The following is a 26,705-nucleotide window of genomic DNA, read 5'->3' as shown; positions in this document are numbered from 1 at the left end:
AAAAAAACGTTGAAAATCGGTATTTTTCCAGATTGCATTGAAACTCTGTCGCCAGAGCCGGCATTCCCGCGGGGTGCCTCCGGCTCTAGTGTCGCTGTCACGGCGGGCTGAACCCGCCAGTGGGAGGTTAAATGCTAGACAAGCAATTCGGGCTTACGGCCCATGGCACCAGCGCCAGGACAGAGGTGATCGCGGGGATCACCACCTTCCTGACCATGGCCTACATCATTTTCGTGAACCCGGACATCCTGTCCTCGACCGGCATGGACCGCAACGCGGTCTTCGTGGCGACCTGCCTTGCCGCCGCCATCGGCTCGGCGGTGATGGCGCTTTGGGCGAACTGGCCCATCGGCATGGCGCCGGGCATGGGCCTGAACGCCTTCTTCGCCTTCACCGTGGTCGGCGCGCTGGGCTTTACCTGGCAGCAGGCGCTGGGGGCGGTGTTCATCTCGGGCCTGATCTTCCTGTTCCTGTCGATCACCGGCATCCGGCGCTGGCTGATCGCCGGCATTCCCACCTCCATGCGCAGCGCCATCGCCGCCGGGATCGGCATGTTCCTGGGCCTGATCGCGCTGAAGAACGCGGGCATCGTCGTCGACAATCCGGCGACGCTGGTCGGCCTGGGCGACCTGACCGCCACCGGCACGCTGCTGGCCGTGGCCGGCTTCTTCGTCATCGCGGCGCTGGACGCGCTGAAGGTGCGCGGCTCGATCCTGATCGGCATCCTGCTGATCACCGTGGCCTCGATTCTGCTGGGCGCCAGCCAGTTCCAGGGCATCCTGTCGATGCCGCCCTCGATCATGCCGACCTTCCTGCAACTGGATGTCGCGGGCGCGCTGACCGTCGGCATCTTCCACGTCATCCTGGTGATGGTGCTGGTCGAGGTCTTCGACGCCACCGGCACGCTGATCGGCGTCGCCAAGCGCGCCGGGCTGCTGACCGAGGGTCCGGCCCATGCCAACAAGGGGCTCAGCCGGGCGCTGATGGCGGATTCGACCGCGATCCTGGCCGGCTCGATGCTGGGCACCAGCTCGACCACCGCCTATGTCGAAAGCGCCTCGGGCGTGCAGGCGGGCGGGCGCACCGGGCTGACGGCGCTGGTGGTGGCGGGGCTGTTCCTGCTGGCGATGTTCTTTGCGCCGCTGGCCGGGTCGGTGCCGGCCTATGCCACCGCGCCGGCGCTGCTTTACGTCGCCTGCCTGATGGTGCGCGAGTTCGAGGAGATCAGCTGGAGCGACGTGACCGAAAGCGCCCCTGCGGTGCTGACGGCACTGATGATGCCCTTCACCTATTCCATCGCCAACGGCCTGGCCTTCGGCTTTGTCAGCTATGCGGTGATCAAGCTGCTGACCGGGCGGGCGCGCGAAGTGCATCTGGCGACCTGGGTGGTTGCGGCGCTGTTCGTGATCCGCTTCGCCTTCTTCGTCGAGTAAGGGCGCCGGGGCTGTCCGCCCCCGGCCTGCAAGGTTCTCCGCAACGCTGACATGGCCGAGGTCGTTGTTCGACGGCACGGCCGAAGGGGCGCTACGCCGGAGTGGGGCTTTCGTGCGCAGCGGACTGCCGAGCAGCGCCCGCACATCGAATGGTCCGATCGGCCCGGCGGCGACAAACAGGTTGAGCGGCGGCCGGCCATGGCGGTCGCAGATGGCATCGCGATGCAAAAAGGGGCCGGCAATGCCGGCCCCTGTTCCGTCCCTCGTGCGGTTTCCGCCTTATTGCAGCAGCGGCTTGTGGTGCTGGGCGTGGCGCACCGCCAGCTTGCGGCCGGTGCGGCCCGAGGCCAGCAGGCGCGCGCCTTCGGGGGAGGCGTCCTCGGTCCGGTCGCGCAGCTCCGGGAACAGCGCGAAGATCTCCTCCCGCGCCGCCTGGCCCACCGATTTCAGCGCCTCGGCCCCGGTATAGAGCGATTCGGTCTCGGCGCCCTCGGACAGCACGATCTCGTGCCGGTCGAAGAGCAGGTGGAAATATTCCACCGTGTCGAGATCCTGCGCGATGTCGATGCCCTCGATCTGCAGCAGCTGCTTGGCGGCGACCAGAACCTCGGCGCAGCCGAACATCTTCTGCGCGATCTTCGAGCGCACCAGGATGCGGTGCTGCGGCGACACGATCAGGTCGCGCAGCGGCAGGCCCTGGCCAAGCGCGCCGGCCGAGATGCGGATCGGGCGCAGGTTCGGGCTGACGTCCAGCGCCTTGCTGCCCAGCACGCGCGAGCCGGCCCAGCGCAGGGCCTGCAGGCCGTGGTCGCGGGTCAGCACCTTGACGCCCGGCTCAAGCGCCTCGACGGGCATGGCGCCGTGCTCGGTCTCGATCAGGGTGCCGCGAGCGAAGCAGGGGAAGCAGTGGCGGTCGGTGAAGATGCCGTCGTGGCACAGGTCGTAGCAATGCGAATTGCTGGGGAAGTTCACCGAGACGATCGGGCGGGTGGTCAGCGCCTGGATCTCGGCCTCGGACGCGCCCTTGGGCGGCGGCATCAGGAAGGTGTTGCCGCCGGTGTCCTGCATGATGCGGACCGGCACGCACAGGGTCTCGGTGCTGCCGTCGGGGTTCAGGAAGGTCACCGAGGTGTTGTTGACGATGAAGGTCGAGTCGACCTTGTAGGTCGATTCGCAGCCGTCGCCGTCGGCGTCGTGCTGGATGGTCTCGGAGAAGAAGCCGAACAGGCCGTCGTTGGTCCGGATCACGCCGTCATGGTTCACGTCGTTGGCGCTGACCTCGACCAGGTGCTTGGACAGCGGATCGCTGGCCGAGCCATGGGAAGTGCCGCCCAGGATCTTGCCGGCCTTTTCCGCCCCGGGGAGAAACTCGTTCGGATCCATGTCGGGCAGCTTGCCCAGGTAGATCATATTCTCGCAACCCGGCCCCGAGGGGCCGCAATGGCCACCATGGCCGCCATGATCAAAAGTCATCTTTAACACTTCCCACTCAGATACGCGTCCTGGTCGCGGACCGCGTAATCGGTTGCCTTGCGCATCCGCCGAGGTGCCAAGCGCGTCCGTCCGTCAAAGCGGCGTTCCGGCAAAGACCCGCCGGCGGAGACTCGTCACAAGCTGCGATCCGCAACATCGGGCCACGTGGCGCCGACATGTTTCGTCTAAAATGATCGCGATATTTGGCAAGCGCCAAAACTGAACCGATAGTTCGGAAAATCCTGTATATTCATAATGGTTAACAGAAATAAGCAGACTTATCCATGTTTTGCCCGCCAGGCGGGGTTGCGGCCGGTTTTAGCCGATATGACTGCAGCGAAATATTTTCGCAGATTCCGGTTGCCTGTGGCGAAATTGTCGCAACTGCCGGTTGCGACCGGGACCTTCGGTCAAGGCGCTGCCGGCGGGCGGTTGCCATGGGCGGCGACCCAGTCGCGCGCTCCGGCCAGCACGGCGCCATGCACGGCGCGGCCGATGGCCTCGCCCAGCTCGGTGTGCAGGCCGGCGAAGGCGGTCGGGCCCGGGTCGCAGGCCAGGGCGATGCAATCGGTGCCGGTGCCGGTGGCCAGCCCGCCGGGCAGTTCGATCCCGGCCTCCAGCACCGCCAGGGTGCGGGCCTGGACGGCGATGGTCAGCGCCTCGATCATCGCCGGCTCGGTCAGACCGGCCTCCAGCAGCAGGATCAGGTTGATGGTGCCATAGCCTGCCGCCGGGACGGCGCGGCGGCGGCCCACCCGCTCGGCATTGCCGAGGCCCACCGTGGCCAGGCAGGTCGCCGGCCCGGTCCGGACCAGCTGGTGATGGCGCAGCGCGCGCGAGGTCATCATCCCCGGATCGCCGCCATGGCCACGGCCGGCCATTTCCGCGCCCAGCCAGGCCAGGGCATCCAGCCCCGGCGTCAGGTCGGCATCGCGGACCTGCCGCATCAGCACATGCCGGGCGGACTGGAAGCCCGGCCGATGCGGGGCGAAGGACAGCACGCGCCGCGTGCGCCCCAGATCGGCGACGAGCCAGGGCGCGGTCAGGGTGATGCTCATGCCTTGCGGTTCCGCGGTCATCCGCGCGATGTGCGCGATTTCGCCCCGCGGGACAATGGGGCGCGGCAGGGGCAGGGCCGTCCGGCGCCGGGCTTTGTCGGCGAAAGCCTTGAAACCCGGGCATTTTGTCCAAATCGTCGCCCTTTCGCCGGGGCCCGATCCGCAGCGCGGCGGGGTGAAGCAAACCCTTGAATTGGCAGTCAAAACCTGTGGCGCGCAGGACACAGCCGGCAAGGGTTAACGAAGCATTGATTTGTCCTTGCCCGGGCAGGGGGGTTAGCTGACACCGCATCGGAAAGCCGGGAATGCAGGGGAAAATGCCGAGGACGCGGGACGAGACGACATATCCGGGACGGCCGGGCCGCGGCATCCGGCGCCTGGGCATGATCTGCGCGGCCCTGGCCTTGACGATGGGGCTGGCGCTGCCGCTCCAGGCCCAGGACATGGGGACCGAGGGCGGGCCGGGCCCGGGCGAGGTCGGGGTCTCGACCCTGGCCGACCCGCCCGCCGACACCGGTCTTTCGGCGCCGGACCCCGCCCGCGACGCCGCGCCGGCCAGCAACGGTTTTGGCCCTGTCGATTCCGATGCCGATCCCGAAGACGACGGCGTCATCGGCCTGATCCCGGCCCCCGAGGGCGAGCCGGGCCTGCCTGCCGATCTGCTGCCGCCCGCCATGCATCCCGCCGACATGGCCGCGCCCGCCATCGCATCCTTCGCCGAGGTGCAGGCGCGGCGAATGCTGGGGCCCATCGGCCATCCGCCGGTCGTGGTCGAGCTCTTCACCTCGCAGGGCTGCTCGTCCTGCCCGCCGGCGGACGAGATGCTGGGCGATCTCGCCGACCGCGAGGACGTGCTGGCGCTGTCCTGGCATGTCGATTACTGGGACTATCTGGGCTGGGCCGACGATTTCGCCCGGCCCGAATTCACCCGCCGCCAGCAGGCCTATGCCCACGAGACCGGAGAGCGCGCGATGTACACGCCGCAGATGATCGTCGGCGGCACCGATACGCTGATCGCGCTGCGCCCGGCCGAGCTGATGGGGCTGGTGCAGGCGCAGATGGCGCGACCGCCCATGGTCATGGTCTCGTCCCAGCAGCAGCAAGAGGGCTATCGCATCGACCTGACGCCGCGGGGGGCGATCCGCGACCGGGTGGCGATCATCCTGGTGCGCTATGCGCCCGACCGCAGGGTGGCGATCAAGGCCGGCGAAAACCGCGGCGTGGTGCTGAACTATCGCAATGTCGTGCTGGCGGCCGAGCGCGTCGCCGAATGGGACGGCCGCGCGCCGCTGCGGCTGACGGTCAAGCCCGACCGGCGCAGCGGCGACGCCTTTCCCGCCGACACCCGCCACGCCATCCTGGCCCAGGAACTGGGCAGCGGCGACCCCCGCGCCGCCAGCGGCCCGATCCTGGCCGCGATCCGGCTGGACTGATCCGCCGCGCCGGTGCAAGAACCGGCATCACGCCGACGAAAGGAACCCGCCTTGACCGCAGCCCGCAAGATCAACCCCTGGCTCAAGGCCGCGCTGGAATTCGGGCCGCTGGTCCTGTTCTTCCTGGTCTTCTCGCGCTTTCGCGACCATGCGGTCACCCTGGGCGGTCGGGAATATTCCGGCTTCATCCTGGCGACGCTGATCTTCATTCCGGTGCTGGCGGCCTCGACCCTGGCGCTGTGGCGGCTGACGGGCCGGCTGGCGCCGATGCAGATCGCGACGCTGGTGCTGGTGGTGGTCTTCGGCGGGCTGTCGGTCTGGCTGAACGACCCGAAGTTCTTCAAGATGAAACCGACGATCATCTATCTGATCTTCGCCGGCCTCCTGGGGCTCAGCCTAGCCTTGCGCCGCAACTGGCTGGAACTGGTGATGTCCGAGGCCCTGCCGATGCGCGCCGAGGGCTGGCGCATCCTGACCCTGCGCATGGCGCTGCTGTTCCTGGGGCTCGCCGTCGCCAACGAGCTGGTCTGGCGGCTGATGTCGGAAACCGCCTGGGTCAATTTCAAGACCTTCGGCCTGCCGGCGGTGATGGTGGCGTTTTTCGTCCTGAACGCCCGGCTTTTCGAGCGTTACGCCCAGCCCAAGGATCCGTGACGCCTTGAACGGCCGGCGCCGGGGGCGTATCGGGACCGGACCACAAGGAGTCCGTGCCATGTCCCAGAAGCCTCTGCACCCGCGCACCCGCGCCGTCCATCACGGCATCCGCCGCAGCCAATACGGCGAGATGGCCGAGGCTCTGTTCCTGACCCAGGGCTTTTCCTACGACAGCGCCGAACAGGCCGAGGCGCGGTTCATCAAGACCGGCCCCGACGAATTCATCTATGCCCGCTACGGCAACCCGACCTCGCGCATGTTCGAGGACCGGATCGCCGATCTGGAGGGCACCGAGGACGCCTTCGCCACCGCCTCGGGCATGGCCGCGGTCAACGGCGCGTTGATGTGCTTTGCCAAGCCGGGCGACCATATCGTCTCGTCCAAGGCGCTGTTCGGCTCGTGCCTTTATGTGCTGGACGTTCTGGCGCGTTTCGGCGTCGAGGTGAGCTATGTCGACGGCACCGACCTTGAGCAATGGCGCGCGGCGATCCGACCCGACACGCGGGCGGTGTTCTTCGAGTCGGTGTCGAACCCGACGCTGGAGGTGATCGACGTCGCCGCCGTCGCCGACCTAGCCCATGCCGTCGGCGCGCTGGTCGTCGTCGACAACGTCTTCGTCACCCCGGTCTATTCCCGCGCGGTCGAACAGGGCGCCGATGTCGTGGTCTATTCCTCGACCAAGCATATCGACGGCGCCGGGCGCTGCCTGGGCGGGGTGATCTGCGGCACCCGTCAGTTCGTGCGCGAAACGGCCGAGCCCTATCTGAAGCATACCGGCGCCGCGATCAGCCCCTTCAACGCCTGGATCATGCTGAACGGGCTGACCACGCTGGAGCTGCGCGTGCGTGCCCAGTCCGACACCGCGATGACGGTGGCCCGGGGGCTGCAGGACCATCCGGGGGTGGAAAAGGTGATCTATCCCGGCCTGCCGGACCACCCGCAATACGACCTGGTGCAGCGCCAGATCGGCTCCGGCGGCACCATGATCGCGGTGGACGTGGGCAGCAAGGACGCCGCCTTCGCCGCCATGAACCGCATGAAGATCTTCCAGATCTCCAACAACCTGGGCGATGCGAAATCCATCGTCACCCATCCCGCGACGACCACCCACCAGCGGCTATCGCCCGAGGTTCGGGCCGAACTGGGCATCACGCCGGGCCTGCTGCGGCTGTCGATCGGGTTGGAGGATGCCGACGATTTGCTGGACGACCTGCGTCAGGCGCTGGCATAATCCGCTTCGAGGGGGCGCGCAGGCCCGCGCGCCTCTTTTGTTTACGGTTCGCAATCCCCACATAGCAAGCCGACCGCCCAGCCGGAGGACGACCATGACCGAGGCCCGCCCCGTCGCCACAGACCGCGCCTATCCGGCGCTGAAACGCGAATATCCCGCGGACTTCCGCGTGGACGACAGCTACAAGGCCAGCCTGCCGGACCTGCAGAACGGCCCGGCCAGCCTGATCGTGGGTGCCCGCACGGCGATCCAGCATGTCGGCATCTCGAACTTCCGGCTGCCGATGCGCTATCAGACCCGGGCCGATTCCAGCCATCCGACCGGCGAGATCACGCTTGAAACCAGCGTCACCGGCACCGTCAGCCTGGAGGCCGACCGCAAGGGCATCAACATGAGCCGCATCATGCGCAGCTTCTATGCCCATGCCGAGAAGCAGTTCTCGATGCGGGTGCTGCAGGCGGCGCTGGACGATTACAAATCCGATCTCGACAGCCTGGACGCCCGCATCCAGATGCGGCTTTCCTATCCGATGCGGGTCGATTCCCTGCGTTCCGGCCTGGCGGGCTGGCAGTATTACGACGTGGCGCTGGAATTGGTCGAACGCGGCGGCGACCGGCTGCGGATCATGCATTTCGACTATGTCTATTCCTCGACGTGTCCCTGCTCGCTGGAGCTTTCCGAACACGCGCGCCAGATCCGCGGCCAGCTGGCGACGCCGCATTCGCAGCGCTCGGTGGCGCGCATTTCCGCGGTGATGCATGGCGACACGCTGTGGTTCGAGGACATGGTCGAACTCTGCCGCCGCGCCGTCGCGACCGAGACCCAGGTCATGGTCAAGCGCGAGGACGAGCAGGCCTTTGCGGAGCTGAACGCCGCGAATCCGATCTTCGTCGAGGACGCGGTGCGGGCCTTTGCCGCCGAATTACTGGCCGAGCCGCGCATCGGCGATTTCCGCGTCGTCGCCAGCCACCAGGAATCGCTGCATTCGCATGACGCGGTTTCCGTGCTGACCGAGGGCGCGACCTTCGCCCATGCCAGCCTGGACCCGGCCCTGTTCGCCGGCCTCAGGGCATGAATGCTCTGGTTGCTCAGCGGTCTGGTGTGTCTTCTGGCGGCCCGGCTGGCGGCAGTCTGGCTGTGTCTGAGCCATCGCTATCCTGAATGGCGCACAAGACGCTCGGCCGAAAGGCGGGCGTCTGGCCCTTTGGCCTTCGCGATGCTGCACGCCAATCCGCTGTTCGACGGGCAGGGCTTTCTGGACTGGCATCACCCGCGCAACCGCCGCACCCGCATCCGTTTTTCCTTGATGGGCGTGGCTTTGCTTGCGCTGGCTTTTGTTGCCCACACGAGCCTTTTCTCGCTGCTGGGCAACTTGTGAACGAAATGAGAACGATAGGCTTTCCCCGTGCACCCAGTCGGACTATGCTGCCGGCATGAGCGATTTCGACGATTCCGACGCCTTCGAGGCTGCCGCCGCCCCGGTGCCGCTGTCGCAGCGCGCCATGGCGGCGCGACCGGCGCCCTATCTGGACGGGCTGAACGACGCGCAGCGCGCGGCGGTCGAGGCTCTGGACGGCCCCGTGCTGCTGCTGGCCGGGGCAGGGACCGGCAAGACCCGGGCCCTGACCACCCGCATCGCGCATCTGCTGACCCTGGGCAAGGTGCGGCCGGGCCAGATCCTGGCCGTGACCTTCACCAACAAGGCCGCGCGCGAGATGAAGGACCGCATCGGCCGCCTGCTGGGCGAAATGGTCGAGGGCATGCCCTGGCTCGGCACCTTCCACAGCGTCAGCGTCAAGATCCTGCGCCGCCATGCCGAACTGGTCGGCGACGCCACGCTGCATCTGAAACCCAGCTTCACCATCCTCGACACCGACGACCAGATCCGGCTGATGAAGCAGCTGATCGCGGCCGAGAACATCGACGAGAAGCGCTGGCCCGCCCGGCAGCTGGCCGGGCTGATCGACGGCTGGAAGAACCGCTGCCTGACGCCCGCGAACCTGCCCCGGGGCGAGGAACGCGCCTTCGACGGCTGGGGCGGCAAGCTCTATGCCGATTATCAGCGCCGGCTGCTGGAACTGAACGCCGTCGATTTCGGCGATCTGCTGATGCATTGCGTCACCATCTTCCAGGCGCATCCCGACGTGCTGCAGCAATGGCAGGACCGTTTCCGCTATATCCTGGTGGACGAATATCAGGACACCAACGTCGCGCAATACATGTGGCTGCGGCTGCTGGCGAAAGCGCATCGCAACATCTGCTGCGTCGGCGACGACGACCAGTCGATCTATGGCTGGCGCGGCGCCGAGGTCGGCAACATCCTGCGGTTCGAGACCGACTTCCCCGGCGCCCAGGTGATCCGGCTGGAGCAGAACTATCGCTCGACCCCGCATATCCTGGCCGCCGCCTCCGGCCTGATCGCGGCGAACAAGGGGCGCCTGGGCAAGACGCTGTGGACCGATGCCACGGGGGGCGAGCCGGTGCGCCTGATCGGCCATTGGGACAGCGAGGCCGAGGCGCGCTGGATCGGCGAAGAGATCGAGGCCTTCCAGGGCGGCCACCGCCATTCCATCGGCCGCCGCAGCCTGAACGACATCGCCATCCTCGTCCGCGCCAGCCATCAGATGCGCGCCTTCGAGGACCGCTTCATGACCATCGGCCTGCCTTACCGGGTGATCGGCGGCCCGCGCTTCTATGAACGCCAGGAAATCCGCGACGCCATGGCCTATTTCCGCCTTGCCGTCAGCCCCAGCGACGACCTGGCCTTCGAGCGCATCGTGAACGTGCCGAAACGCGGCCTGGGCGACAAGGCGGTGCGGACCATCCAGCGCGAGGCCCGCGATCGCGGCCTTTCGCTCTTGGAGGGCGCGGCCTCGGTGGTCGCCACCCAGGGCATCGGCGGAAAGGGCGGCGCGGCGCTGCGCCAGTTCACCGAAAGCATGGGCCGCTGGCACGCCGACGTGCTGGACAGCCGCGTGAACCATGTCGAACTGGCCGAGCGTATCCTGGACGAATCCGGCTATACCGCCATGTGGCAGAACGACAAGAACCCCGACGCGCCGGGCCGGCTGGACAACCTCAAGGAGTTGATCAAGGCGCTGGAGGAATTCGAGAACCTGCAAGGTTTCCTCGAACATGTCGCGCTGGTCATGGACAACGACTCGGGCGAGCAGGCCGAGCAGGTCTCGATCATGACGCTGCATGCCGCCAAGGGCCTGGAATATCCCATCGTCTTCCTGCCGGGGTGGGAGGACGGCCTGTTCCCCAGCCAGCGCAGCATGGACGAATCCGGGATGAAGGGGCTCGAGGAAGAGCGGCGCCTCGCCTATGTCGGCATCACCCGTGCCGAGGAACTGGCGACAATCACCTTCGCCGGCAACCGCCGCATGTATGGGCAATGGCAGTCGTCCTTGCCCTCGCGCTTCATCGACGAACTGCCCGAGGGTCACGTCGAGGTGCTGACGCCGCCCGGCCTCTATGGCGGCGGTTACGGGGCGGCGGCGGCTTTCGCGACCTCCTCGATGCACGACCGTGCCGCCAAGGTCGATGTCTACAATTCTCCGGGCTGGAAGCGGATGCAGGAACGCAGCGCGGCCCGGGCGCAGCCGGTGCACAGAACCCCGGTGATCATCGACGCCGAGCCGGCCGCGCGCTTTGCCGTCGGCGACCGGGTCTTTCACCGGAAATTCGGCAACGGCACGGTGATGGGCATCGCCGAGGACACGCTGACCGTCGAATTCCCGACCGGCTTCAAGACCATCAAGGCAGGCTATGTGCAGCCGGCCTCGGGTGCGTCCACCGACGACGTGCCATTCTAGCAGGCTGCTGGAAAAGAGTCCCGAGAGGGCGTGGGGACAGAATATGTTTCCGGGTCCGTCCGGGATCGGCTGGGAAACAGGGCATTTCCGAGCGATTCGAGGCGAATCTTCCACTTATTGTCCGGTGTGTCGCGGGGATTTTTTCAGCAGCCTGCTAGGGCGCAGCCCGAACCGTATCCGCCGGGGCGTGGTTTGGCGTCTGCATCGACAGCCGCCGGCCGAACAGCACTCCCTGCCTTGCGCCCCGATCCAGAGATCGCCGCTTTCAGCCCCGCGATTGGACTGCCCCTGATCAAAGCGGCCGCATGATCAACGGCTGTCAGGTTCACACAGGGAATGTCGCCGCCCTCTGGCTCGAGACTTTGGCGACATATCCGCCAGCGTCCAGGCGCTGTCGCCACACAGTTCCAGGGGCCTTGCCGGCATGGCCCCGGCCAACCAGCACCACGGCGGCCGCCTTCGCTTGACACCGGGGTTGCGTGCACGATCCGGCTCTTGCCCGCAGCCCCAAGCGGCGCGCCAGGCGGCAGGCAGCATGACCGCCATGGCGCAGGATCACATGCGGAATGTCAAGGCATCCCCAGGCTCCCCCATGCTCGTCGACCAGCGACAGCGGCGCGCGGCGGGTTGGTATGGACGATCCGCCCGCGTCGATGCGCTGCCCGTCGGGATCGAGCGCCGCCCGCCCCTGATCGCCGCAGGGTGGCGCAAGGGTTGATCTTTCCGTTTTCCCAATACCCCTGCGGCGCTTGACCTCGGTGCCGGCCGGGCCTATCTGGGCCTCGCGCGGATGGCCGGATGACCGCGGCGGCGACGTCGAGGAAAGTCCGGACTCCATGAAGATACGGTGCCGGGTAACGCCCGGCGGGGGCAACCCCAGGGAAAGCGCCACAGAGATGAGACCGCCGGCGGTTCGCCGCAGGCAAGGGTGAAACGGTGGGGTAAGAGCCCACCGCGGGACTGGCGACAGGACCGGCACGGCAAGCCCCACCGGGAGCAATGCCGAATAGGGACCGCGCGTCGCAAGACAGGGCCATCTTCGCCCCAGCAGGTCCGGGTTGGCAGCTCGATCCCGTCGGCAACGGCGGGGCCAGAGGAATGGTCATCGAAGGGGGCGACCCCGGAACAGAATCCGGCTTACAGGCCATCCGCGCGTTCTTTCCCGATGCCTCTCCATGGTCCGGTTTTTCCCGGTGATTCCGGGTTGACTTCGACCTCGTGGCAGGTAAAAGGCGGCTTCCAAGAGATTTCACGGGGTCGCGCCAGGCGTTTTGCCCCGCAGCAGGAGCGAAACAGATGGCGAAGCCGACGACGATCAAGATCCGTCTGAACTCGAGCGCCGGGACCGGGCACTTCTATGTCACCAAGAAGAACGCCCGCACCATGACCGAAAAGATGACGGTCAACAAATACGACCCGGTTGCCCGCAAGCATGTCGAATACAAGGAAGGCAAGATCAAGTAACGATCTTGTGCCCTTGGGCCGATTTTCTCTTTGACTTCATCTGGTTGAGAGGCGGTCCGGAAGGGCGGAAAAGTATCCGGGCGGTTGCGCGGGCAATCCCCGCAAGGGCGGGGTGGTGCAGACATGCAGCGCCCTTTTCCTTTTTGACCCGGATCAATCGTCAGGCAAGATCGCCGGGGCCACATCACCGGCCAGCGGATTGCGCGACAAGAACACCTGTTTGAAGCCAATGGCATCGCCCCCGGTGCGGGTCATGGCAAGCGATACCTCGGGCGTTGGATCACCGGGTTATGCCGAGCAGTGCCGGACCATGAACGTGTCAGCGCAAAGGAGCGTTGCCTTGGGCTTGCGATCGCCGGGAAGCAGCAAGTGGCGCCGCACCATGAACGTGCCGGCGAGCGCAGGGCCCGCGGGTTCCCCGCCCGAGGCTTTGAGCGCCGCGGCGGATAGCTCCCGGGGGTACGGCAAGCTCCATGGCTCACGACCACATATCCAGCAGCAGAGACAGGAAGCGGTCCGCGGGCGGCGACAGATGGGCGCCCTGGCGGCGCACCACGCCGATGGTGCGGTTGATGCGGGGGTTCTCCAGCGGCCGCGTCACCAGGATGGGGTGATCCTCGGACGGCGTCGCCAGCCGCGGCAGGACTGAAACGCCCAGGCCCGCCTCGACCAGCCCCAGCGAGGTGGACAGATGCGTCACCTCGTAGAACCACCGCAGCTTGATGTTTTCCTGCGCCAGGCCCGCGTCCAGCAAGGTGCGGTTCCCGCTGCCCCGGTGGACGGTGATCAGGCGGTGCGGCTCCAGATCGCTCCAGCGCACCTGGTCCAGCTTGGCCAGCGGATGATCGCGGCGCGCGGCCAGCACGAAGGGGTCGTCGGCGAGCTTGTCGAAAATCAGCCCGTTCTCGGTGCCTCCCAGGAAATTGATGCCGAATTCGGCCTCGCCCCGGGCGACCGCCTGCAAGCCGTCCGTGGCCGTCAGGTCCAGGATGCTGACGCGGATGTTGGGATAGCGTTCGCTGTATTTCTGGATCACGCCGGGCAGGAAATAGAAGGCCGCCGTCGGCACGCAGGCCATGGTGAAATGCCCGCCCGCCTGTCCCGCATCCCGAATCGAGAACAGCGTCGAATCGAACTCCTCCAGCAGCCGCCGGACCAGCGGCAGCAGTTCGGCCCCGGTCGCGGTCGGGGCAACGTGGCGCGTCGTGCGTTCCAGCAGGGGGGCGCCGACGATCTGCTCCAGCTTCTGGATGCGCCGGGTCAGCGCAGGCTGGGAAATGTTCAGCTTTTCCGCCGCGCGATGGAAACCGCCGGTTTCCACCACCAGCAGAAAGGCGCGAAGGTCGAGGATATCGCAATTAATGTTCAAAACGCATCGTCCCATGTGATCTTTGCATTTCCCGTATTGGTGCGGAAATTGCATTAGTGGCGCCACTTGATGCAAGGATTGTGGAAGATGAACGACCTGATTCCAATCCCCTGCGTGATGATGCGCGGCGGAACCTCGAAAGGACCCTTCTTCCTGGCCTCGGATCTGCCCGCGAATCCCGCCGCCCGCGACGCGGTGCTGCTGTCGGTGATGGGGTCCGGCCATCCGCTGCAGATCGACGGCATCGGCGGCGGCAACCCGGTGACCAGCAAGGTTGCCATCGTCGGCCCCGGCTCGGTTCCGGGCGCGGATGTCGATTACCTGTTCGCGCAGGTGCGCGTGGACCAGAACATCGTCGACACCTCGCCCAACTGCGGTAACATGCTGGCGGCGGTCGCGCCTTTCGCCATCGAGGCCGGCCTCGTCGAGCCGCGCGGAGAGCGGACGCGGGTGCGGATCCACAACGTCAACACCCACAAGATGATCGAGGCGACCCTGGCGACGCCGGGCGGCAAGGTCTGCTACCTGGGCGAGGCGCGCATCGACGGCGTTCCGGGGCAGGCGGCGCCCATCGCGCTGTCCTTCCTGGATGCGGCCGGGGCCCGGACCGGCAGGCTGCTGCCCACGGGCCGGGCGACGGATGTGATCGACGGCATCGCTCTGACGGCGATCGACTGCGCCATGCCCATGATCATCCTGGCCGCGGCCGAGCTGGGCCTGACCGGATATGAAACCGCGGCGCAACTGAATGCCGACCGCGACCTGCTGTCCCGGCTCGAGGCGCTGCGCTGCAAGGCGGGACAGGCCATGGGCATGGGCGATGTCTCGGACCTGGTTATCCCGAAGCCGGTCCTGTTCAGCCCCCCCACCCAGGGCGGCCGCTTCTCGGTGCGCTATTTCATGCCCCATGAATGCCACCCCTCGCTGGCGACCACGGGGGCGGTGGGGATTGCCACCGCCGCCATTACGCCCGACACGGTGCTGGCGCGCGCTTTCGGTGTGCCCGAACTGCCGGCCACCATCGCCATCGAGCACCCGAGCGGCCGGCTGGAGGTCCAGCTGGAACGCCGCGACGGCCAGGTCGTCGCCGGGATCATCCGCACCGCTCGCCGATTGTTCGAAGGCCATGTCTTCGCAAAGCCGAACACCGGCCGTCACGCGGCCTGAAACCTGAAAACGGAGGAACAAACCATGCGCAACATCATCCTGGCCCTGGCCGCGTCGACCGCCATCGCCTTTCCCGCGATGGCCGAGGACGTCCGCATCGCGGTCGGCTCGTTCAATCTCAACAACCTGCCGTTCCCGGTGGCGCAGGGGCTGGGCCTTTACGAAAAGCACGGGCTGGAGGTCCAGGTCGACAATTTCGCCTCGGGCGGCTCCAAGACCCTGCAGGCGCTGGTTGCGGGTTCGACCGACATCGCCGTCGGCTTCTACGACCACACCATCCAGATGCAGGCCCAGAACAAGGATGTGGTGGCCTTCGTCCAGCTGGCGCGGAATTCCGGGCTGGTTCTGGCCGGGCGTCCCGACAGCACCTTCGACCCGGCCAAGCCCGAGACCATCAAGGGCGCCAAGATCGGCATCACTGCGCCGGGCTCGTCCTCGGATTTCTTCGTGCGCTATTACCTCGAACGTCACGGGCTGAGCGACGACGACGTGTCGCTGATCGGCGTGGGCTCTGGCGGCACCGCCGTCGCCGCGCTGCAAGAGGGCAAGATCGACCTGCTGGTGAACTACGACCCCGCCGCGACCATCATCACCGAGCGCGGCATCGGCAAGATCCTGATCGACGGCCGCTCGGACGCGGGCGCGGCCTCGATCTATGGCGGCGTCTACCCGACCTCGGTGCTCTATGCAACCCAGGGCTTCATCGACAAGAACCCCGAGACGGTGCAGAAGGTCGCCGACGCGACGGTCGAGGCGCTGAAATGGATGCATGAGCATTCGCCCGAGGAAATCGTCGACGTCCTGCCCAAGGATTTCGTCACCGGCGACCGCGAGACCTATATCAAGGCCGTCTCGAACGCGATGCCGATCTTCTCGGCCGACGGCATCATTGATCCCGAGGCGATCAAGACCCCGCTGGCGGTGCTGAGCACGTTCAACGACAAGGTCGCCAAGGCCGACATCGACCTGAGCGCCACCTATACCGACCGTTTCGTCGAGAAAAGCGCGGAGGCCGCGCAATGACGGCGGCGCCCGTCATCGGCTCTGCGGGGGCGCCCGCGTCCGCCCCCGCGGATTCCATGGTCGAGATCCGGGACGTCACCATGGCGTTCGGCGATTTCGTTGCGGTCGAAAACGTGAACCTGACGGTGGGCGATGGCGAATTCCTGGCCGTCGTCGGTCCCACCGGCTGCGGCAAGAGCACCATCCTGAACGCCATCGCCGGCCTGTTGAAACCGGCCCGCGGCTCGGTCGCCATCGACGGCAGGACCGTCTCGGGCACCGGCGGCGACATCGGCTATCTGTTCCAGCAGGACGCCCTGCTGCCCTGGAAGACCGCCATCGAGAACGTGGAGCTGGGGCTGATGTTCCGCGGCGTGTCGGCCGCAGAGCGTCGAGAAAAGGCCCTGGGCTGGCTGGCGAAGGTCGGGCTGAAGGGCTTCGAGGACCGCTATCCGCAGCAGCTTTCCGGCGGCCAGCGCAAGCGCGTGCAGATGGCGCAGGCCCTGATCACCCGGCCCAAGGTGATCCTGATGGACGAACCCTTCTCGGCCTTGGACATCCACACCCGCCACCTGATGCAGAACGAGCTTCTGAGCATCTGGCAGGAGGATCGGCGGGCAGTGGTGATGATCACCCACGACCTCGAGGAAGCCATCGCGCTGGGCGACCGCGTGGTGGTGTTGGCGGCCGGACCGCGCAGCCGCGTGATCGACAGTTTCCATGTCGATCTGGAGCGGCCGCGCAACGTGGCGGAAATCAAGCTGGACGACCGCTTCATGCAACTTTACCGCGACATCTGGGCGTCGCTCCGTGGCGAAGTGGAGAAGAGCTATGCACGCAATAAATGACCGCCTGATCCAGCTGGCGCTCGTGGTCGTCATCTTCGGCGGCTGGCAGCTGGGCGTGAACGCCGGCCTGATCGACCCCTTCTTCTTTCCGGCGCCGCTGGACATCCTGCATCAGATCGTCGCCTGGGTGACGGACAGCGGTTTCTACAAGCATGTCTACATCACGCTGACGGAAACCGTGCTGGGCTATGTGATCGGCACCGGGCTTGGCGTCGGTGCCGGCGTCTGGCTGGGACTCAGCCGCCGCACGGCCCGCATCCTGGACCCGTTCATCAAGACGCTGAATGCGATTCCGCGGGTGGTGCTGGCGCCGATCTTCGTGCTTTGGCTGGGGCTGGGGCTGTGGTCCAAGGTCGCGCTGGCGGTGACGCTGGTGTTCTTCGTCACCTTCTTCAACGCCATGCAGGGCGTGCGCGAGGTGAACCCGGTGGTGCTTTCCAACGCCCGGGTGCTGGGCGCGAACCGCTCGGCGCTGCTGCGCCACGTCTATTTCCCGGCGGCGGCAAGCTGGATCCTGTCCTCGCTGCGCACCTCGGTCGGTTTCGCCGTGGTCGGCGCCATCATCGGCGAATATCTCGGCTCGTCGGCCGGGCTGGGCTATCTGATCTCGCAGGCCGAGGGCAATTTCGACGCGGCAGGCGTCTTTGCCGGCATCACCGTGCTGGCGGTCTTCGTGCTGATCATCGACAGCATCCTGGACGTGGTCGAGAACAAGCTGATCACCTGGCGCCCGAAAGAGGGCGAGCGGCCCGCCTGACCCGTCGGACTGCCGACAGCGCGTCGCCTTGGCCCCCAGGCCAAGGCGGCCCTTGCCAACGGATCAGCCCGGCGGATGACGGGTCCGGCTTCGGGACCGGCCTGCCGGGCATATCGATCCCGAACGATATGACGAGCGGGCATGTTTCTTGCCGTCGGGACTAGGCCGTGATGCCGCGCGTGACCCAGGTCCCGTCCACCAAGGTACGGCCCGGACTTTCCGGCGCTTGCATTCCCGCCGGCTTTCGACTTTCCTTCGCGATACATCCGCAGCTTGCCGATATGCTAGCTTCGCTATAACGAAGCCCCGATAGCATCGGATTGCGGACATGCTGATACGTCATCTCAAATTCTTCGTGACCCTGGCCGAGGAGCAGCATTTCGGCCGCGCCGCCGCGCGCTGCAACGTCACCCAGCCGACGCTGTCCCACGCCATCCGCAAGCTCGAGGACGAGCTGAACCTGGGCCTGATCGTCCGCGGCCACCGCTTCCTGGCGCTGACCCCCGAAGGCGAAAGGGTGCTGCATTGGGGCCGGCAGATCCTTTCCGATTACGACAGCCTGCACGACGACCTGCAGGGCCGGGACCGCGGCGGGCTGACCGGGCGGCTGCGGCTGGGCGTCATCCCGGCCGCCATGCCCGCCGCCTCGCTGCTGACCGAGGCCTTCGTCGCCCGCCACCCCGGGGCCGAGATCGAGGTGCGCTCGATGACCTCGCGCGCGATCCAGAGGGGGCTCGACAATTTCGAGATCGACGGCGGCATGACCTATCTCGACAACGAGCCGCTGCAGCATGTGCGCTGCTTTCCGCTCTATTCGGAAACCTATGTCTTTGCCTGCCGCTGCGGCGACGCCTTTGCCGGCCGCGCGGCGATAAGCTGGGCCGAGGCGGTGACGCGGCCGCTGTGCCTGCTGTCGGGCGACATGCAGAACCGTCGCATCCTCGACGCCATCGCCGACCGGGCGGGCGTGCGGCTGGCGCCCAAGATCGCCACCAATTCCTTTCTGGGGGTGCTGTCGCATCTGCGCCGCGGCCCCTGGTGCGCCATCGTGCCCCATACCTTCGGCATGGTCTTCGCCGGGGTGCCGGAGCTCAGCCTGATGCCGCTGACCGACCCCGCCCACGCGCAGGAGATCGGCCTGGTGCTGGCGGACCGGATGCCGCAATCGCCCATGGTGCGCGCCTTGCAGGATTGCGCCCTGCGGGCCGCCCGGACGCGCGCTTTCGGGGCCATGGGGTCCGGCTAGGGTTTCGGGCCTCGGCGCGCCGCCGGGGCGAGGTGCCATCGAAACCGTCTATGGATCGTTGAAAAACTCCGATTTGCGGATGCGGGCCCGGGCAGGCAGGGTTGCCCTGTCCACGAGACACCTCGCACAACCCGAGGCATCCAGGGAGGAAAGCCCCGACATCGCCCGGCATCGCCGGTCCGCCTGCCCGATGACGCCATCGGGACAGGCCTGCGGTTCCGCATGCCCGACGACGGCGGGCGGAGGGGGCTTCTGGCTGCCGCATGAACCGAAAGGAAGACTTATGGCCAAGGTAGTTTGCGTTCTCTACGACGATCCGGTCGACGGCTATCCGACCTCTTACGCTCGCGATTCTCTGCCGGTGATCGAGCGCTATCCCGACGGGCAGACCCTGCCCACGCCCAAGGCCATCGACTTCGTGCCGGGCAGCCTGCTCGGTTCGGTCTCGGGCGAGCTGGGCCTGCGCAACTACCTGGAAGCGCAGGGCCACGAACTGGTGGTGACCTCGTCCAAGGACGGCCCCGACAGCGAGTTGGAAAAGCACCTGCACGATGCCGAGGTCGTCATCTCGCAGCCGTTCTGGCCGGCCTACCTGACCGCCGAGCGCATCGCCAAGGCGCCCAAGCTGAAACTGGCGCTGACCGCCGGCATCGGCTCGGACCATGTCGACCTGCAAGCCGCCATCGACCGCGGCATCACCGTGGCCGAGGTGACCTTCTGCAACTCGATCAGCGTGTCCGAGCATGTGGTGATGACGGCGCTGAACCTGGTGCGGAACTATACCCCCTCGCATGACTGGGCGGTGAAGGGCGGCTGGAACATCGCCGATTGCGTCACCCGCTCCTATGACATCGAGGGGATGCATGTCGGCACCGTCGCCGCCGGCCGCATCGGCCTTGCCGTGCTGCGCCGCTTCAAGCCCTTCGGCATGCACCTGCACTATACCGACCGCCATCGCCTGCCGCGCGAACTCGAGCTAGAGCTGGACCTGACCTGGCACGACAGCCCCAAGGACATGTATCCGGCCTGCGACATCGTCACGCTGAACTGCCCGCTGCACCCCGAGACCGAGCATATGGTCAACGACGAGACGCTGAAGCTGTTCAAGCGCGGCGCCTATCTGGTCAACACGGCGCGCGGCAAGCTGTGCGACCGCGACGCGGTGGCCCGCGCGCTGGAAAGCGGCCAGCTGGCCGGCTATGGCGGCGATGTCTGGTTCCCGCAGCCGGCGCCGCAGGACCATCCCTGGCGCACCATGCCGCATAACGCGATGACGCCGCATATCTCGGGCACCTCGCTCTCGGCGCAGGCGCGCTATGCGGCCGGCACGCGCGAGATCCTGGAATGCTATTTCGAGGGCCGACCGATCCGCGACGAATACCTGATCGTGCAGGGCGGCAGCCTGGCCGGCGTCGGCGCGCATTCCTATTCCAAGGGCAATGCGACCGGCGGCTCGGAAGAGGCGGCGAAGTTCGAGAAGGTCTGACCCGAAAAGCCGGCCCGCGCGGATGCTCTCGCGCGGGCCTTCCCCCATTCGGAGCACGCCATGTCCCTGGAAACCGAAAACGGCCCGAGCCTTTCCCTGGCTGAAACCGCCGCCTCCTACCTGCGCCGCAACGGCCCGCTTGCGCTGGTCTCGGGCCTGGGCGGGGCATTGGCCGTCGGGCTGCTGGCCGCACTGAGCGCGTCGCTGGAGCATCTGCTGCTGATCGCCTCGTTCGGCGCAAGCTGCGTGTTGCTGTTCGCCCTGCCGCAAAGCCCGCTGGCGCGGCCGCGCAACGTGATCTGCGGCCATGTCCTGTCGGCGCTGGTCGGACTGCTGGTGCTGAGCGTTCTGGGCGACGGCGTTCTGGCCATGGCGGTCGGTGTCGGGGTCGCCATCGCGGTGATGCAATTCACCGGCACCCTGCACCCCCCGGCCGGAGGCAACCCGCTGATCGTCATCATGACGGGCGCCGGCTGGTCCTTCCTGATCCTGCCGGTGTTGGCCGGAACGGTCCTGCTGGTGGCGGTTGCGCTCGTCTATCACCGCCTGTTCTCGAAGCGGGCTTATCCGGCCTGAGTGGCGGCATTCCCGAACCCGGGTCGACGATGGGGGCATCCTGGACCTGCATTCCCGCCGCGTGATCGGCTGGGCCGTCAGCAACCGCATGAAGCGCGATCTGGCGATCCGGGCCTTGAAGATGGCGATTGCCTTCAGGTCGCCACCCAAAGGCTGCATCTTCCACAGCGACAGGGGCAGCCAATACTGTTCGCATGACTATCAGAAGATCCTGCGCCAGCATGGCTTCAAAGTCTCGATGAGCGGCAAAGGTAATTGTTATGATAATGCGGCCGTCGAGACGTTCTTCAAAACCATCAAGGCCGAGTTGATCTGGCGGTGGTCATGGGTAACCCGGCGGCACGATGAGATGGCGATCTTCGAATACATCAACGGCTTTTACAATCCGCGTCGACGGCACTCAGCATTGGGCTGGAAAGGCCCGGTCGCTTTTGAACGTAAGGTGGCTTAAACGAGCAATCGGAGCGGCACAAATACGTGACAGGTCCACTCATGTGCTGGTCAGCAAATATGCCGACCATCTGCCCCTCTATCGCCAGAGCCAGATCTTCGACCGTGAGGGGCTCGACCTCGACCGCTCGACCCTGGCCGACTGGGTTGGCAAGAGCACCGCCCTGCTGGAACCGCTGGCCGATGCCATCGGCCGCCATGTCCTGTCGGCCGAGGCGATCTTCACCGATGACACGTCCGTCAGCATGCTCGCTCCCGGCACCGGCAAGACACAGACCGCCCGGCTCTGGACCTATGCCCGCGACGAACGACCATGGGGTGGCACCGCCCCGCCCGCCGCCTGGTATCGGTTCTCCGGCGACCGCAAGGGCCAGCACCCGAAGGACCATCTCGCACGCTTCCGCGGCTGGATGCACGCCGATGGCTATGCCGGGTTCGAAGATCTCTACCGCTCCGGCGCGATCCGCGAGGTCGCCTGCATGGCCCATGTCCGGCGCAAGTTCGTCGACATCCATCGGTCGCAAGGCTCCCCGATCGCAGAAGAGGCCATCGGCCGGATCGCCCAACTCTACGCCGTCGAGAAGGAGGCCCGAGGATCGCCACCTGATCGTCGCGCCGATCTACGTCGCACGCATGCCGCCCCGGTCTTCGACGGCCTCGAAGCCTGGCTGGCCATGCAACTCACGACCATCTCTGGAAAATCCCCACTGGCAGTCGCCATCCGCTATGCCCTGACCCGCATGGAGCGCCTGCGCCCCTACCTCGACCACGGCATCCTGGAACTGGACAACAACACCGCCGAACGCGGCATGCGTGCCATCGCCCTCGGCCGGAAGAACTACCTCTTCGTCGGCTCCGAAGCAGGCGGCAAGGCCGCCGCCATCACCTACACCCTGATCGAAACCGCCAAACTCAACGCCGTCAATCCCCACGCCTGGCTCGCCGACACCCTAGCCCGCATCCCGGACTACAAGATCACCAAGGTCGACGACCTGCTGCCCTGGCGCTGGAACGGGTAGCGGTCAGCCCAAACGCTTACCGCCAGAGATAGGCCGGCTGCACCGTATCGACCCAGCGTCAACGTCTCCCGCCGCCCATTGAGGCGGTAGTCATACCGGAACACGACCGCCCCCGAGGGATTGACCGCGACATACATACCGTCACGGTCAGCGACCTTATACAATTTGTCCTTTGGTTTCATAGCTTTGATGCCCGCGTCAGTCAGCATTTTGACCATCCAAGTGTTGAACGGCTTGCAATAAGGACCCCGCTTCTGGGGTGATCGGCGTCCAAAATGGACCCCACCGACCGGGGGTTGGGTCCATTGTGCCTTCGATGATTATCGGAGGCCGAGCACGGGATGCTGATCGTGGAGACAATCGCAAAAATCAGGCGGCTACATTTCACCGAGGGCAAGGGGATCAAGACGATCTGCCGTGACCTGAAGCTGTCGAAGAAGGTGGTGCGGAAGGTGATCCGCACCGGGATTACCGAGTTCACCTATACCCGGACGGTGCAGCCGCGCCCGAAGCTGGGTGCCTGGCTGGGGGAACTCAACCGGCTGCTGGAGGTCAACGCCGCGCGGTCCAGCCGGGAACGTCAGTCTCTGATACAGATCTACGAAGAACTGAGCGGTCTCGGTTATGAAGGTGGGTATGACGCGGTGCGCCGCTACGCCTCGAACTGGGCACGCACTCAGAGTTCAGGCGCTTCTGCCGCCTTCGTGCCCCTGAGCTTTGCGCCCGGTGAAGCCTATCAGTTCGACTGGAGCCACGAGGTTGTGGTGATCGATGGGGCGACCACCACCATCAAAGTGGCCCATGTTCGCCTGTGCCACAGCCGGATGTTCTTTGTGCGGGCCTATCCGCGCGAGACGCAGGAGATGGTGTTCGATGCCCACGACAGGGCTTTCGCCTTCTTCAAGGGCACCTGCACCCGCGGGATCTACGACAACATGAAGACGGCGGTGGAGACCATCTTCACCGGCAAGGAACGCCTCTACAATCGTCGGTTCCTGCAGATGGCCAGCCATTATCTGGTCGAACCCGTTGCCTGCACCCCTGCTGCGGGTTGGGAGAAAGGCCAGGTGGAGAGCCAGGTCGGCACTGTCCGTCAGCGGTTTTTCGCGCCCCGCGTCAGGGTCAAGAGCTACGAGGAACTGAATGCCTGGCTGCTGGACAAGTGCATCGCCTCGGCCAGAACCAGCAAGCATCCGGAGCTGACGGACAAAACCGTCTGGCAGGTCTTCCAGGAAGAGCGCCCGCACCTTGTCCCCTATGCCGGGCGCTTCGACGGATTCCATTCACTGCCTGCGGCGGTGTCAAAGACCTGTCTCGTGCGCTTCGACAACAACAAATACTCCGTCGCGGCAACGGCTGTCGGGCGGCAGGTCGAGATCAGGGCCTATGCTGAGCGGATCGAGATCCGGCAGGAGGGCCGACTGGTCGGAGACCACCCGCGTCACTTCGGCCGGGACCGAACGGTTTACAATCCCTGGCATTATGTGCCTGTTCTGCTTCGCAAACCCGGGGCGCTGCGTAACGGCGCACCGTTCAAGGACTGGGTTCTTCCCGGAGCTCTTGAACAGATCCGCCGCAAGCTGCAGGGCTCCTCAGATGGCGACCGCCAGATGGTGAAGGTCCTCGGCGCTGTGCTGACGGAAGGGATGCCTGTGGTTCAAAAGGCATGTGCCGAAGCTCTCTCGCAAGGCGTCCATTCTGCCGATGTAATCCTCAATATTCTATCCCGCAGGCGAGATCCGGAACCACCACCGCTTCTGCTGACCTCTCCGGCCTTGCAGTTGACCCATGAGCCTGTGGCGGACTGCGCCCGTTATGATCTGCTGCGGAGGGCCTGCTGATGGATCGTGCTGACATCATGGCTGCAATGGGCGAGTTGAAGCTCTACGGGATGCGCGCCGCTTATGACGAACTCATGGCGGTGGCTGTGCGCCGCCAGCACGAACCCCGCCAGATCGTTGGAGATCTTCTGGCCGCCGAGATCAACGAGAAGAAAGCGCGGTCGGTCAAATACCAGATCACCACCGCCAAGCTGCCCTATGCCCGGGAGATCGAGGAGTTCACCTTCGATGACACCCCAATCAACGAGACCCTGGTGCGAGATCTGGCCAGCGGGGAGTTCCTCAGCCAACAGCGCAATGTCGTGCTGGTTGGCGGCACCGGGACCGGCAAGACCCATATCTCTGTGGCCATAGCGCGCGCGGTCATCCGCAATGGTGCCCGGGGCAGGTTCTTCAATGTCGTCGATCTGGTGAACAGGCTGGAGGCCGAGGCCCGTGCCGGACGGGCAGGCCGGCTTGCAGAACATCTGATGCGGCTCGACTTCGTCATCCTCGATGAACTCGGATACCTGCCATTCGCGCAGTCCGGCGGCCAGCTGCTGTTCCATCTGATCAGCAAGCTCTATGAGCAGACTTCCGTCATCGTCACCACCAACCTCGCATTCGGGGAGTGGCCGACCGTCTTCGGAGACGCAAAGATGACCACCGCGCTGCTCGACCGGCTCACCCACCACTGCGACATCGTCGAGACCGGCAACGACAGCTGGCGCATCAAAACCCGAGCCTGAACACCCTCCAAAACGCAGGCCCGCGTCGGCTGCGCCAGCTGGAAAGCTACGCCGCCACGGGCCTGCTCACCCGCGCGCCAAAGGGGTCACTTTTGGACGCCGATCAGGGGGCCCGTTTGAATGCCGATTGACAATCCAAGACCGTCCAAAAGCGTCAGAGAGCAGCCAATTATACCGTCAGGCCAAAATCAGCCTCCCTGATCGGTAAATTTCCCTTTATTCTCCATGGAATAAGATCAAAAAATATACCGTCAGAAGCCCTCTTACCCCTGACGGTATATGTAACTTCCGAATGTGACAAGTTTCGCCATACCGTCATTTGCGAGGCTCGCAGGACGATAGACCGCGATAGATGGTGATAAAATTATATAATGATTTCAGTTAGTTATGTGCGGTAATCGGCGGCGTTCGGATAGGCCCGAATTATTCCCACTCGATTATTTTGAGATAATCTAGTGCATTGAAAAATAATGCGAAAATATTTTTTTGCATGTCGAGATACCGTCAAGCCTACCGTCAGAAAAGTTCGATCTTGAAATTGTTGAGCTTTTCGGGCTGGCGAGGAAGCTCGACATTTCGCCATCTATCGCTGGAGACGGCAACTGCCGGCAGTTTGGCATCGACTCGGTGAATGTGCTGGATGAAACAGGATTATACCGTCACGGCGCTTCGTTGGCTATCCTCAAGGTCGGCCGCATCAACCTAATCAAAACCCGCGACAACGGTTTCGATGGGCAGGAATAGCGTCCGGCTGTCCTCGGGATACTCTATGAACTCCGCGCAGCGCAGATAGAAGCGTTTGGCCGCTTCATCCTTCGCTTGGACAAGCACGGCCCCTATGCCGATGCTTTGCGACGCGACTGCAATCCGCCGCAGCGCGTCCGACAAAAGGTCCGCACCGAGGCCCTTGCCCGCATGGTCGAGGCTAACGGCGAGCCGCCCGATAATCGAAACCGGAATCAGGTCGGGCGCGTTACGCCGCACCTTGCCGGGAGCCGCGTTGCGTTCAACCGATCCGGCCGAGATACAGAAATAGCCGACGACACGATTGCCAGCGCACACGACATAGGTGCGCGAGAACCGGCTTTCGTTCTTCAAAGCCCGGTGCCGCAGCCAGTCATTAAGTGCAGGCTCGCCGCAGTCGAACGCCGAAAGATCATGCTCGGCAGTTAGGGGAACAGGGGCAGACAGCGGCAATTCGGGGTGGTCCGGCGTATCGACTATTTCTGCCATGCCGGGGTCCGGCGCAGCAACGCCTTGAGCTTCGGTCCCGGCGCAGGCGGGTTGTCGAGCGCCTGCATGAAGGCGTCGTAGCGTTCGGAGTCTAGCGTGAACAAACGCTGGTCAAGCAGCACATCCACCGCTTGCCGCCGTGCGCTTTCCACCATGAACTCGGTGCGCGTCTTGCCGAGGACTGCCGCCGCATCGTCGATGAGCTGGCGGGTGTCGGTTTCGATACGCAAGTTGATGCTGCCCTTGGCGTCAGCCGCAGAGGCGCGCGCCGCGACGGCAGCGGCCGCAGAGCGGGAAGATTCGGAGGGAGCGAGACGTGTTTTTGCCATGACCGGAATATGGGCGTTTGTATCCACACTGTCAATACGAATGACGATGGGAAAGGTTTGTGCGTTGCCCTTCGGGCCGGGCTTTCGGCT

23 protein-coding genes, 1 other RNA gene and 2 pseudogenes are annotated in these 26,705 nt (G+C 65.5%); 20 read left to right on the top strand and 6 right to left on the bottom strand.

Annotated features, from left to right (window positions below):
* Positions 1-131 precede the first annotated feature (131 nt).
* Positions 132-1,433 (top strand): NCS2 family permease, encoded by a 1,302-nt coding sequence (locus JCM7685_RS10010; RefSeq protein WP_074967792.1) that lies wholly within the window; start codon positions 132-134, stop codon positions 1,431-1,433.
* A gap of 279 nt (positions 1,434-1,712) precedes the next feature.
* On the opposite strand, the gene JCM7685_RS10005 is transcribed toward JCM7685_RS10010, so the two are convergent.
* Complete coding sequence (locus JCM7685_RS10005) at positions 1,713-2,906, bottom strand: Hint domain-containing protein (RefSeq protein WP_083412722.1); 1,194 nt, start codon at positions 2,904-2,906, stop codon at positions 1,713-1,715.
* Between the two features lie 410 nt (positions 2,907-3,316).
* The gene (locus JCM7685_RS10000; RefSeq protein WP_074967794.1) at positions 3,317-3,964 is read right to left on the bottom strand and encodes an adenosylcobinamide amidohydrolase; all 648 of its coding nucleotides are present in this window, start codon (positions 3,962-3,964) and stop codon (positions 3,317-3,319) included.
* 317 nt (positions 3,965-4,281) lie between these two features.
* Between JCM7685_RS10000 and JCM7685_RS09995 the strand changes: the two genes are divergently transcribed.
* The 8 genes from JCM7685_RS09995 (at position 4,282) to rpmG (ending at position 12,564) form a co-directional block, all read left to right on the top strand.
* On the top strand, positions 4,282-5,397 hold the full coding sequence (locus tag JCM7685_RS09995; RefSeq protein ID WP_231964612.1) for a DUF1223 domain-containing protein: 1,116 nt from the start codon (positions 4,282-4,284) through the stop codon (positions 5,395-5,397).
* A gap of 51 nt (positions 5,398-5,448) precedes the next feature.
* Positions 5,449-6,051 (top strand): inner membrane-spanning protein YciB, encoded by a 603-nt coding sequence (locus JCM7685_RS09990; RefSeq protein ID WP_074967796.1) that lies wholly within the window; start codon positions 5,449-5,451, stop codon positions 6,049-6,051.
* Between the two features lie 58 nt (positions 6,052-6,109).
* The gene (gene metZ / locus JCM7685_RS09985; RefSeq protein WP_074967798.1) at positions 6,110-7,282 is read left to right on the top strand and encodes an O-succinylhomoserine sulfhydrylase; all 1,173 of its coding nucleotides are present in this window, start codon (positions 6,110-6,112) and stop codon (positions 7,280-7,282) included.
* A complete protein-coding gene (gene folE2, locus JCM7685_RS09980; RefSeq protein ID WP_408634307.1) occupies positions 7,239-8,357 on the top strand; it encodes a GTP cyclohydrolase FolE2 in 1,119 nt (372 codons plus the stop codon). Before metZ ends, folE2 begins: the two co-directional genes overlap by 44 nt.
* Positions 8,358-8,660 (top strand): hypothetical protein, encoded by a 303-nt coding sequence (locus JCM7685_RS19580; protein WP_139218086.1) that lies wholly within the window; start codon positions 8,358-8,360, stop codon positions 8,658-8,660.
* Between the two features lie 55 nt (positions 8,661-8,715).
* Positions 8,716-11,100, top strand: a complete 2,385-nt coding sequence (locus JCM7685_RS09975; RefSeq protein ID WP_074967801.1) for an ATP-dependent helicase — start codon at positions 8,716-8,718, stop codon at positions 11,098-11,100.
* A gap of 786 nt (positions 11,101-11,886) precedes the next feature.
* Positions 11,887-12,256, top strand: an RNA gene (rnpB, locus tag JCM7685_RS09970) — RNase P RNA component class A.
* Positions 12,257-12,396: 140 nt separating this feature from the next.
* A complete protein-coding gene (rpmG, locus tag JCM7685_RS09965; RefSeq protein ID WP_017999830.1) occupies positions 12,397-12,564 on the top strand; it encodes a 50S ribosomal protein L33 in 168 nt (55 codons plus the stop codon).
* A 478-nt stretch (positions 12,565-13,042) separates the two neighbouring features.
* Here the strand turns inward: rpmG and JCM7685_RS09960 are convergent, their stop codons facing one another.
* Positions 13,043-13,933, bottom strand: a complete 891-nt coding sequence (locus JCM7685_RS09960; RefSeq protein ID WP_074967803.1) for a LysR family transcriptional regulator — start codon at positions 13,931-13,933, stop codon at positions 13,043-13,045.
* Positions 13,934-14,020: 87 nt separating this feature from the next.
* On the opposite strand from JCM7685_RS09960, the gene JCM7685_RS09955 reads away from it, so the two are divergent.
* The 9 genes and pseudogenes from JCM7685_RS09955 to tnpC form a co-directional block, all read left to right on the top strand.
* Positions 14,021-15,100: a 4-oxalomesaconate tautomerase gene (locus tag JCM7685_RS09955; RefSeq protein WP_074967805.1), complete on the top strand. Its 1,080-nt coding sequence runs from the start codon at positions 14,021-14,023 to the stop codon at positions 15,098-15,100.
* Positions 15,101-15,124: 24 nt separating this feature from the next.
* Positions 15,125-16,123, top strand: coding sequence for an ABC transporter substrate-binding protein (locus JCM7685_RS09950; protein WP_074967806.1), 999 nt, complete (start codon positions 15,125-15,127; stop codon positions 16,121-16,123).
* Positions 16,120-16,950, top strand: coding sequence for an ABC transporter ATP-binding protein (locus JCM7685_RS09945; RefSeq protein WP_074967809.1), 831 nt, complete (start codon positions 16,120-16,122; stop codon positions 16,948-16,950). Before JCM7685_RS09950 ends, JCM7685_RS09945 begins: the two co-directional genes overlap by 4 nt.
* Positions 16,934-17,707 carry an ABC transporter permease gene (locus tag JCM7685_RS09940; protein WP_074967811.1) on the top strand — a complete coding sequence of 258 codons (774 nt, stop codon included), beginning with the start codon at positions 16,934-16,936 and terminating at the stop codon, positions 17,705-17,707. Before JCM7685_RS09945 ends, JCM7685_RS09940 begins: the two co-directional genes overlap by 17 nt.
* A gap of 328 nt (positions 17,708-18,035) precedes the next feature.
* The gene (locus tag JCM7685_RS09935) at positions 18,036-18,953 is read left to right on the top strand and encodes a LysR family transcriptional regulator (RefSeq protein WP_074967813.1); all 918 of its coding nucleotides are present in this window, start codon (positions 18,036-18,038) and stop codon (positions 18,951-18,953) included.
* A gap of 283 nt (positions 18,954-19,236) precedes the next feature.
* Positions 19,237-20,439, top strand: coding sequence for an NAD-dependent formate dehydrogenase (locus tag JCM7685_RS09930; protein WP_074967815.1), 1,203 nt, complete (start codon positions 19,237-19,239; stop codon positions 20,437-20,439).
* 60 nt (positions 20,440-20,499) lie between these two features.
* Positions 20,500-21,015, top strand: a complete 516-nt coding sequence (locus tag JCM7685_RS09925; protein WP_231964611.1) for an HPP family protein — start codon at positions 20,500-20,502, stop codon at positions 21,013-21,015.
* A gap of 37 nt (positions 21,016-21,052) precedes the next feature.
* Positions 21,053-21,466: pseudogene (locus JCM7685_RS09920) on the top strand (IS3 family transposase); the annotation flags it as partial.
* Positions 21,467-21,506: 40 nt separating this feature from the next.
* A pseudogene (tnpC, locus tag JCM7685_RS09915) lies at positions 21,507-22,484 on the top strand (IS66 family transposase); the annotation flags it as partial.
* On the opposite strand, the gene JCM7685_RS09910 reads toward tnpC, so the two are convergent.
* Positions 22,433-22,693 (bottom strand): Arm DNA-binding domain-containing protein, encoded by a 261-nt coding sequence (locus JCM7685_RS09910; protein ID WP_100526118.1) that lies wholly within the window; start codon positions 22,691-22,693, stop codon positions 22,433-22,435. The pseudogene tnpC and the gene JCM7685_RS09910 overlap by 52 nt on opposite strands.
* Positions 22,694-22,825: 132 nt before the next feature.
* Between JCM7685_RS09910 and istA the strand changes: the two genes are divergently transcribed.
* Together istA and istB are read left to right on the top strand one after the other, a co-directional pair.
* Positions 22,826-24,325 (top strand): IS21 family transposase, encoded by a 1,500-nt coding sequence (gene istA, locus JCM7685_RS09905; RefSeq protein ID WP_090271472.1) that lies wholly within the window; start codon positions 22,826-22,828, stop codon positions 24,323-24,325.
* On the top strand, positions 24,325-25,053 hold the full coding sequence (gene istB / locus JCM7685_RS09900) for an IS21-like element helper ATPase IstB (protein WP_028030902.1): 729 nt from the start codon (positions 24,325-24,327) through the stop codon (positions 25,051-25,053). Before istA ends, istB begins: the two co-directional genes overlap by 1 nt.
* Before the next feature lie 702 nt (positions 25,054-25,755).
* Here the strand turns inward: istB and JCM7685_RS09895 are convergent.
* Both JCM7685_RS09895 and JCM7685_RS09890 read right to left on the bottom strand, forming a co-directional pair.
* A complete protein-coding gene (locus JCM7685_RS09895) occupies positions 25,756-26,286 on the bottom strand; it encodes a GNAT family N-acetyltransferase (protein WP_074971306.1) in 531 nt (176 codons plus the stop codon).
* On the bottom strand, positions 26,274-26,516 hold the full coding sequence (locus JCM7685_RS09890) for a type II toxin-antitoxin system TacA family antitoxin (protein WP_197701048.1): 243 nt from the start codon (positions 26,514-26,516) through the stop codon (positions 26,274-26,276). The genes JCM7685_RS09895 and JCM7685_RS09890 overlap by 13 nt, the downstream gene beginning before the upstream one ends.
* Positions 26,517-26,705 lie beyond the last annotated feature (189 nt).

The organism is Paracoccus aminovorans, assembly GCF_900005615.1.
Taxonomy (GTDB): domain Bacteria; phylum Pseudomonadota; class Alphaproteobacteria; order Rhodobacterales; family Rhodobacteraceae; genus Paracoccus; species Paracoccus aminovorans.
This window is presented reverse-complemented; position numbering and strand designations above follow the sequence as displayed.

What these genes read in the sequence shown, in the direction of transcription:
- JCM7685_RS09895 (WP_074971306.1), bottom strand. Translation starts at nt 26,286, where the DNA reads ATGGCAGAAATAGTCGATACGCCGGACCACCCCGAATTGCCGCTGTCT.
- JCM7685_RS09975 (WP_074967801.1), top strand. Translation starts at nt 8,716, where the DNA reads ATGAGCGATTTCGACGATTCCGACGCCTTCGAGGCTGCCGCCGCCCCG.
- istB (WP_028030902.1), top strand. Translation starts at nt 24,325, where the DNA reads ATGGATCGTGCTGACATCATGGCTGCAATGGGCGAGTTGAAGCTCTAC.
- JCM7685_RS09930 (WP_074967815.1), top strand. Translation starts at nt 19,237, where the DNA reads ATGGCCAAGGTAGTTTGCGTTCTCTACGACGATCCGGTCGACGGCTAT.
- JCM7685_RS09955 (WP_074967805.1), top strand. Translation starts at nt 14,021, where the DNA reads ATGAACGACCTGATTCCAATCCCCTGCGTGATGATGCGCGGCGGAACC.
- folE2 (WP_408634307.1), top strand. Translation starts at nt 7,239, where the DNA reads ATGCCGACGATTTGCTGGACGACCTGCGTCAGGCGCTGGCATAATCCG.
- JCM7685_RS19580 (WP_139218086.1), top strand. Translation starts at nt 8,358, where the DNA reads ATGCTCTGGTTGCTCAGCGGTCTGGTGTGTCTTCTGGCGGCCCGGCTG.
- JCM7685_RS10000 (WP_074967794.1), bottom strand. Translation starts at nt 3,964, where the DNA reads ATGAGCATCACCCTGACCGCGCCCTGGCTCGTCGCCGATCTGGGGCGC.
- JCM7685_RS10010 (WP_074967792.1), top strand. Translation starts at nt 132, where the DNA reads ATGCTAGACAAGCAATTCGGGCTTACGGCCCATGGCACCAGCGCCAGG.
- JCM7685_RS09995 (WP_231964612.1), top strand. Translation starts at nt 4,282, where the DNA reads ATGCCGAGGACGCGGGACGAGACGACATATCCGGGACGGCCGGGCCGC.
- JCM7685_RS09940 (WP_074967811.1), top strand. Translation starts at nt 16,934, where the DNA reads ATGCACGCAATAAATGACCGCCTGATCCAGCTGGCGCTCGTGGTCGTC.
- JCM7685_RS09935 (WP_074967813.1), top strand. Translation starts at nt 18,036, where the DNA reads ATGCTGATACGTCATCTCAAATTCTTCGTGACCCTGGCCGAGGAGCAG.
- rpmG (WP_017999830.1), top strand. Translation starts at nt 12,397, where the DNA reads ATGGCGAAGCCGACGACGATCAAGATCCGTCTGAACTCGAGCGCCGGG.
- metZ (WP_074967798.1), top strand. Translation starts at nt 6,110, where the DNA reads ATGTCCCAGAAGCCTCTGCACCCGCGCACCCGCGCCGTCCATCACGGC.
- JCM7685_RS09910 (WP_100526118.1), bottom strand. Translation starts at nt 22,693, where the DNA reads ATGCTGACTGACGCGGGCATCAAAGCTATGAAACCAAAGGACAAATTG.
- JCM7685_RS09945 (WP_074967809.1), top strand. Translation starts at nt 16,120, where the DNA reads ATGACGGCGGCGCCCGTCATCGGCTCTGCGGGGGCGCCCGCGTCCGCC.
- JCM7685_RS10005 (WP_083412722.1), bottom strand. Translation starts at nt 2,906, where the DNA reads ATGACTTTTGATCATGGCGGCCATGGTGGCCATTGCGGCCCCTCGGGG.
- istA (WP_090271472.1), top strand. Translation starts at nt 22,826, where the DNA reads ATGCTGATCGTGGAGACAATCGCAAAAATCAGGCGGCTACATTTCACC.
- JCM7685_RS09925 (WP_231964611.1), top strand. Translation starts at nt 20,500, where the DNA reads ATGTCCCTGGAAACCGAAAACGGCCCGAGCCTTTCCCTGGCTGAAACC.
- JCM7685_RS09950 (WP_074967806.1), top strand. Translation starts at nt 15,125, where the DNA reads ATGCGCAACATCATCCTGGCCCTGGCCGCGTCGACCGCCATCGCCTTT.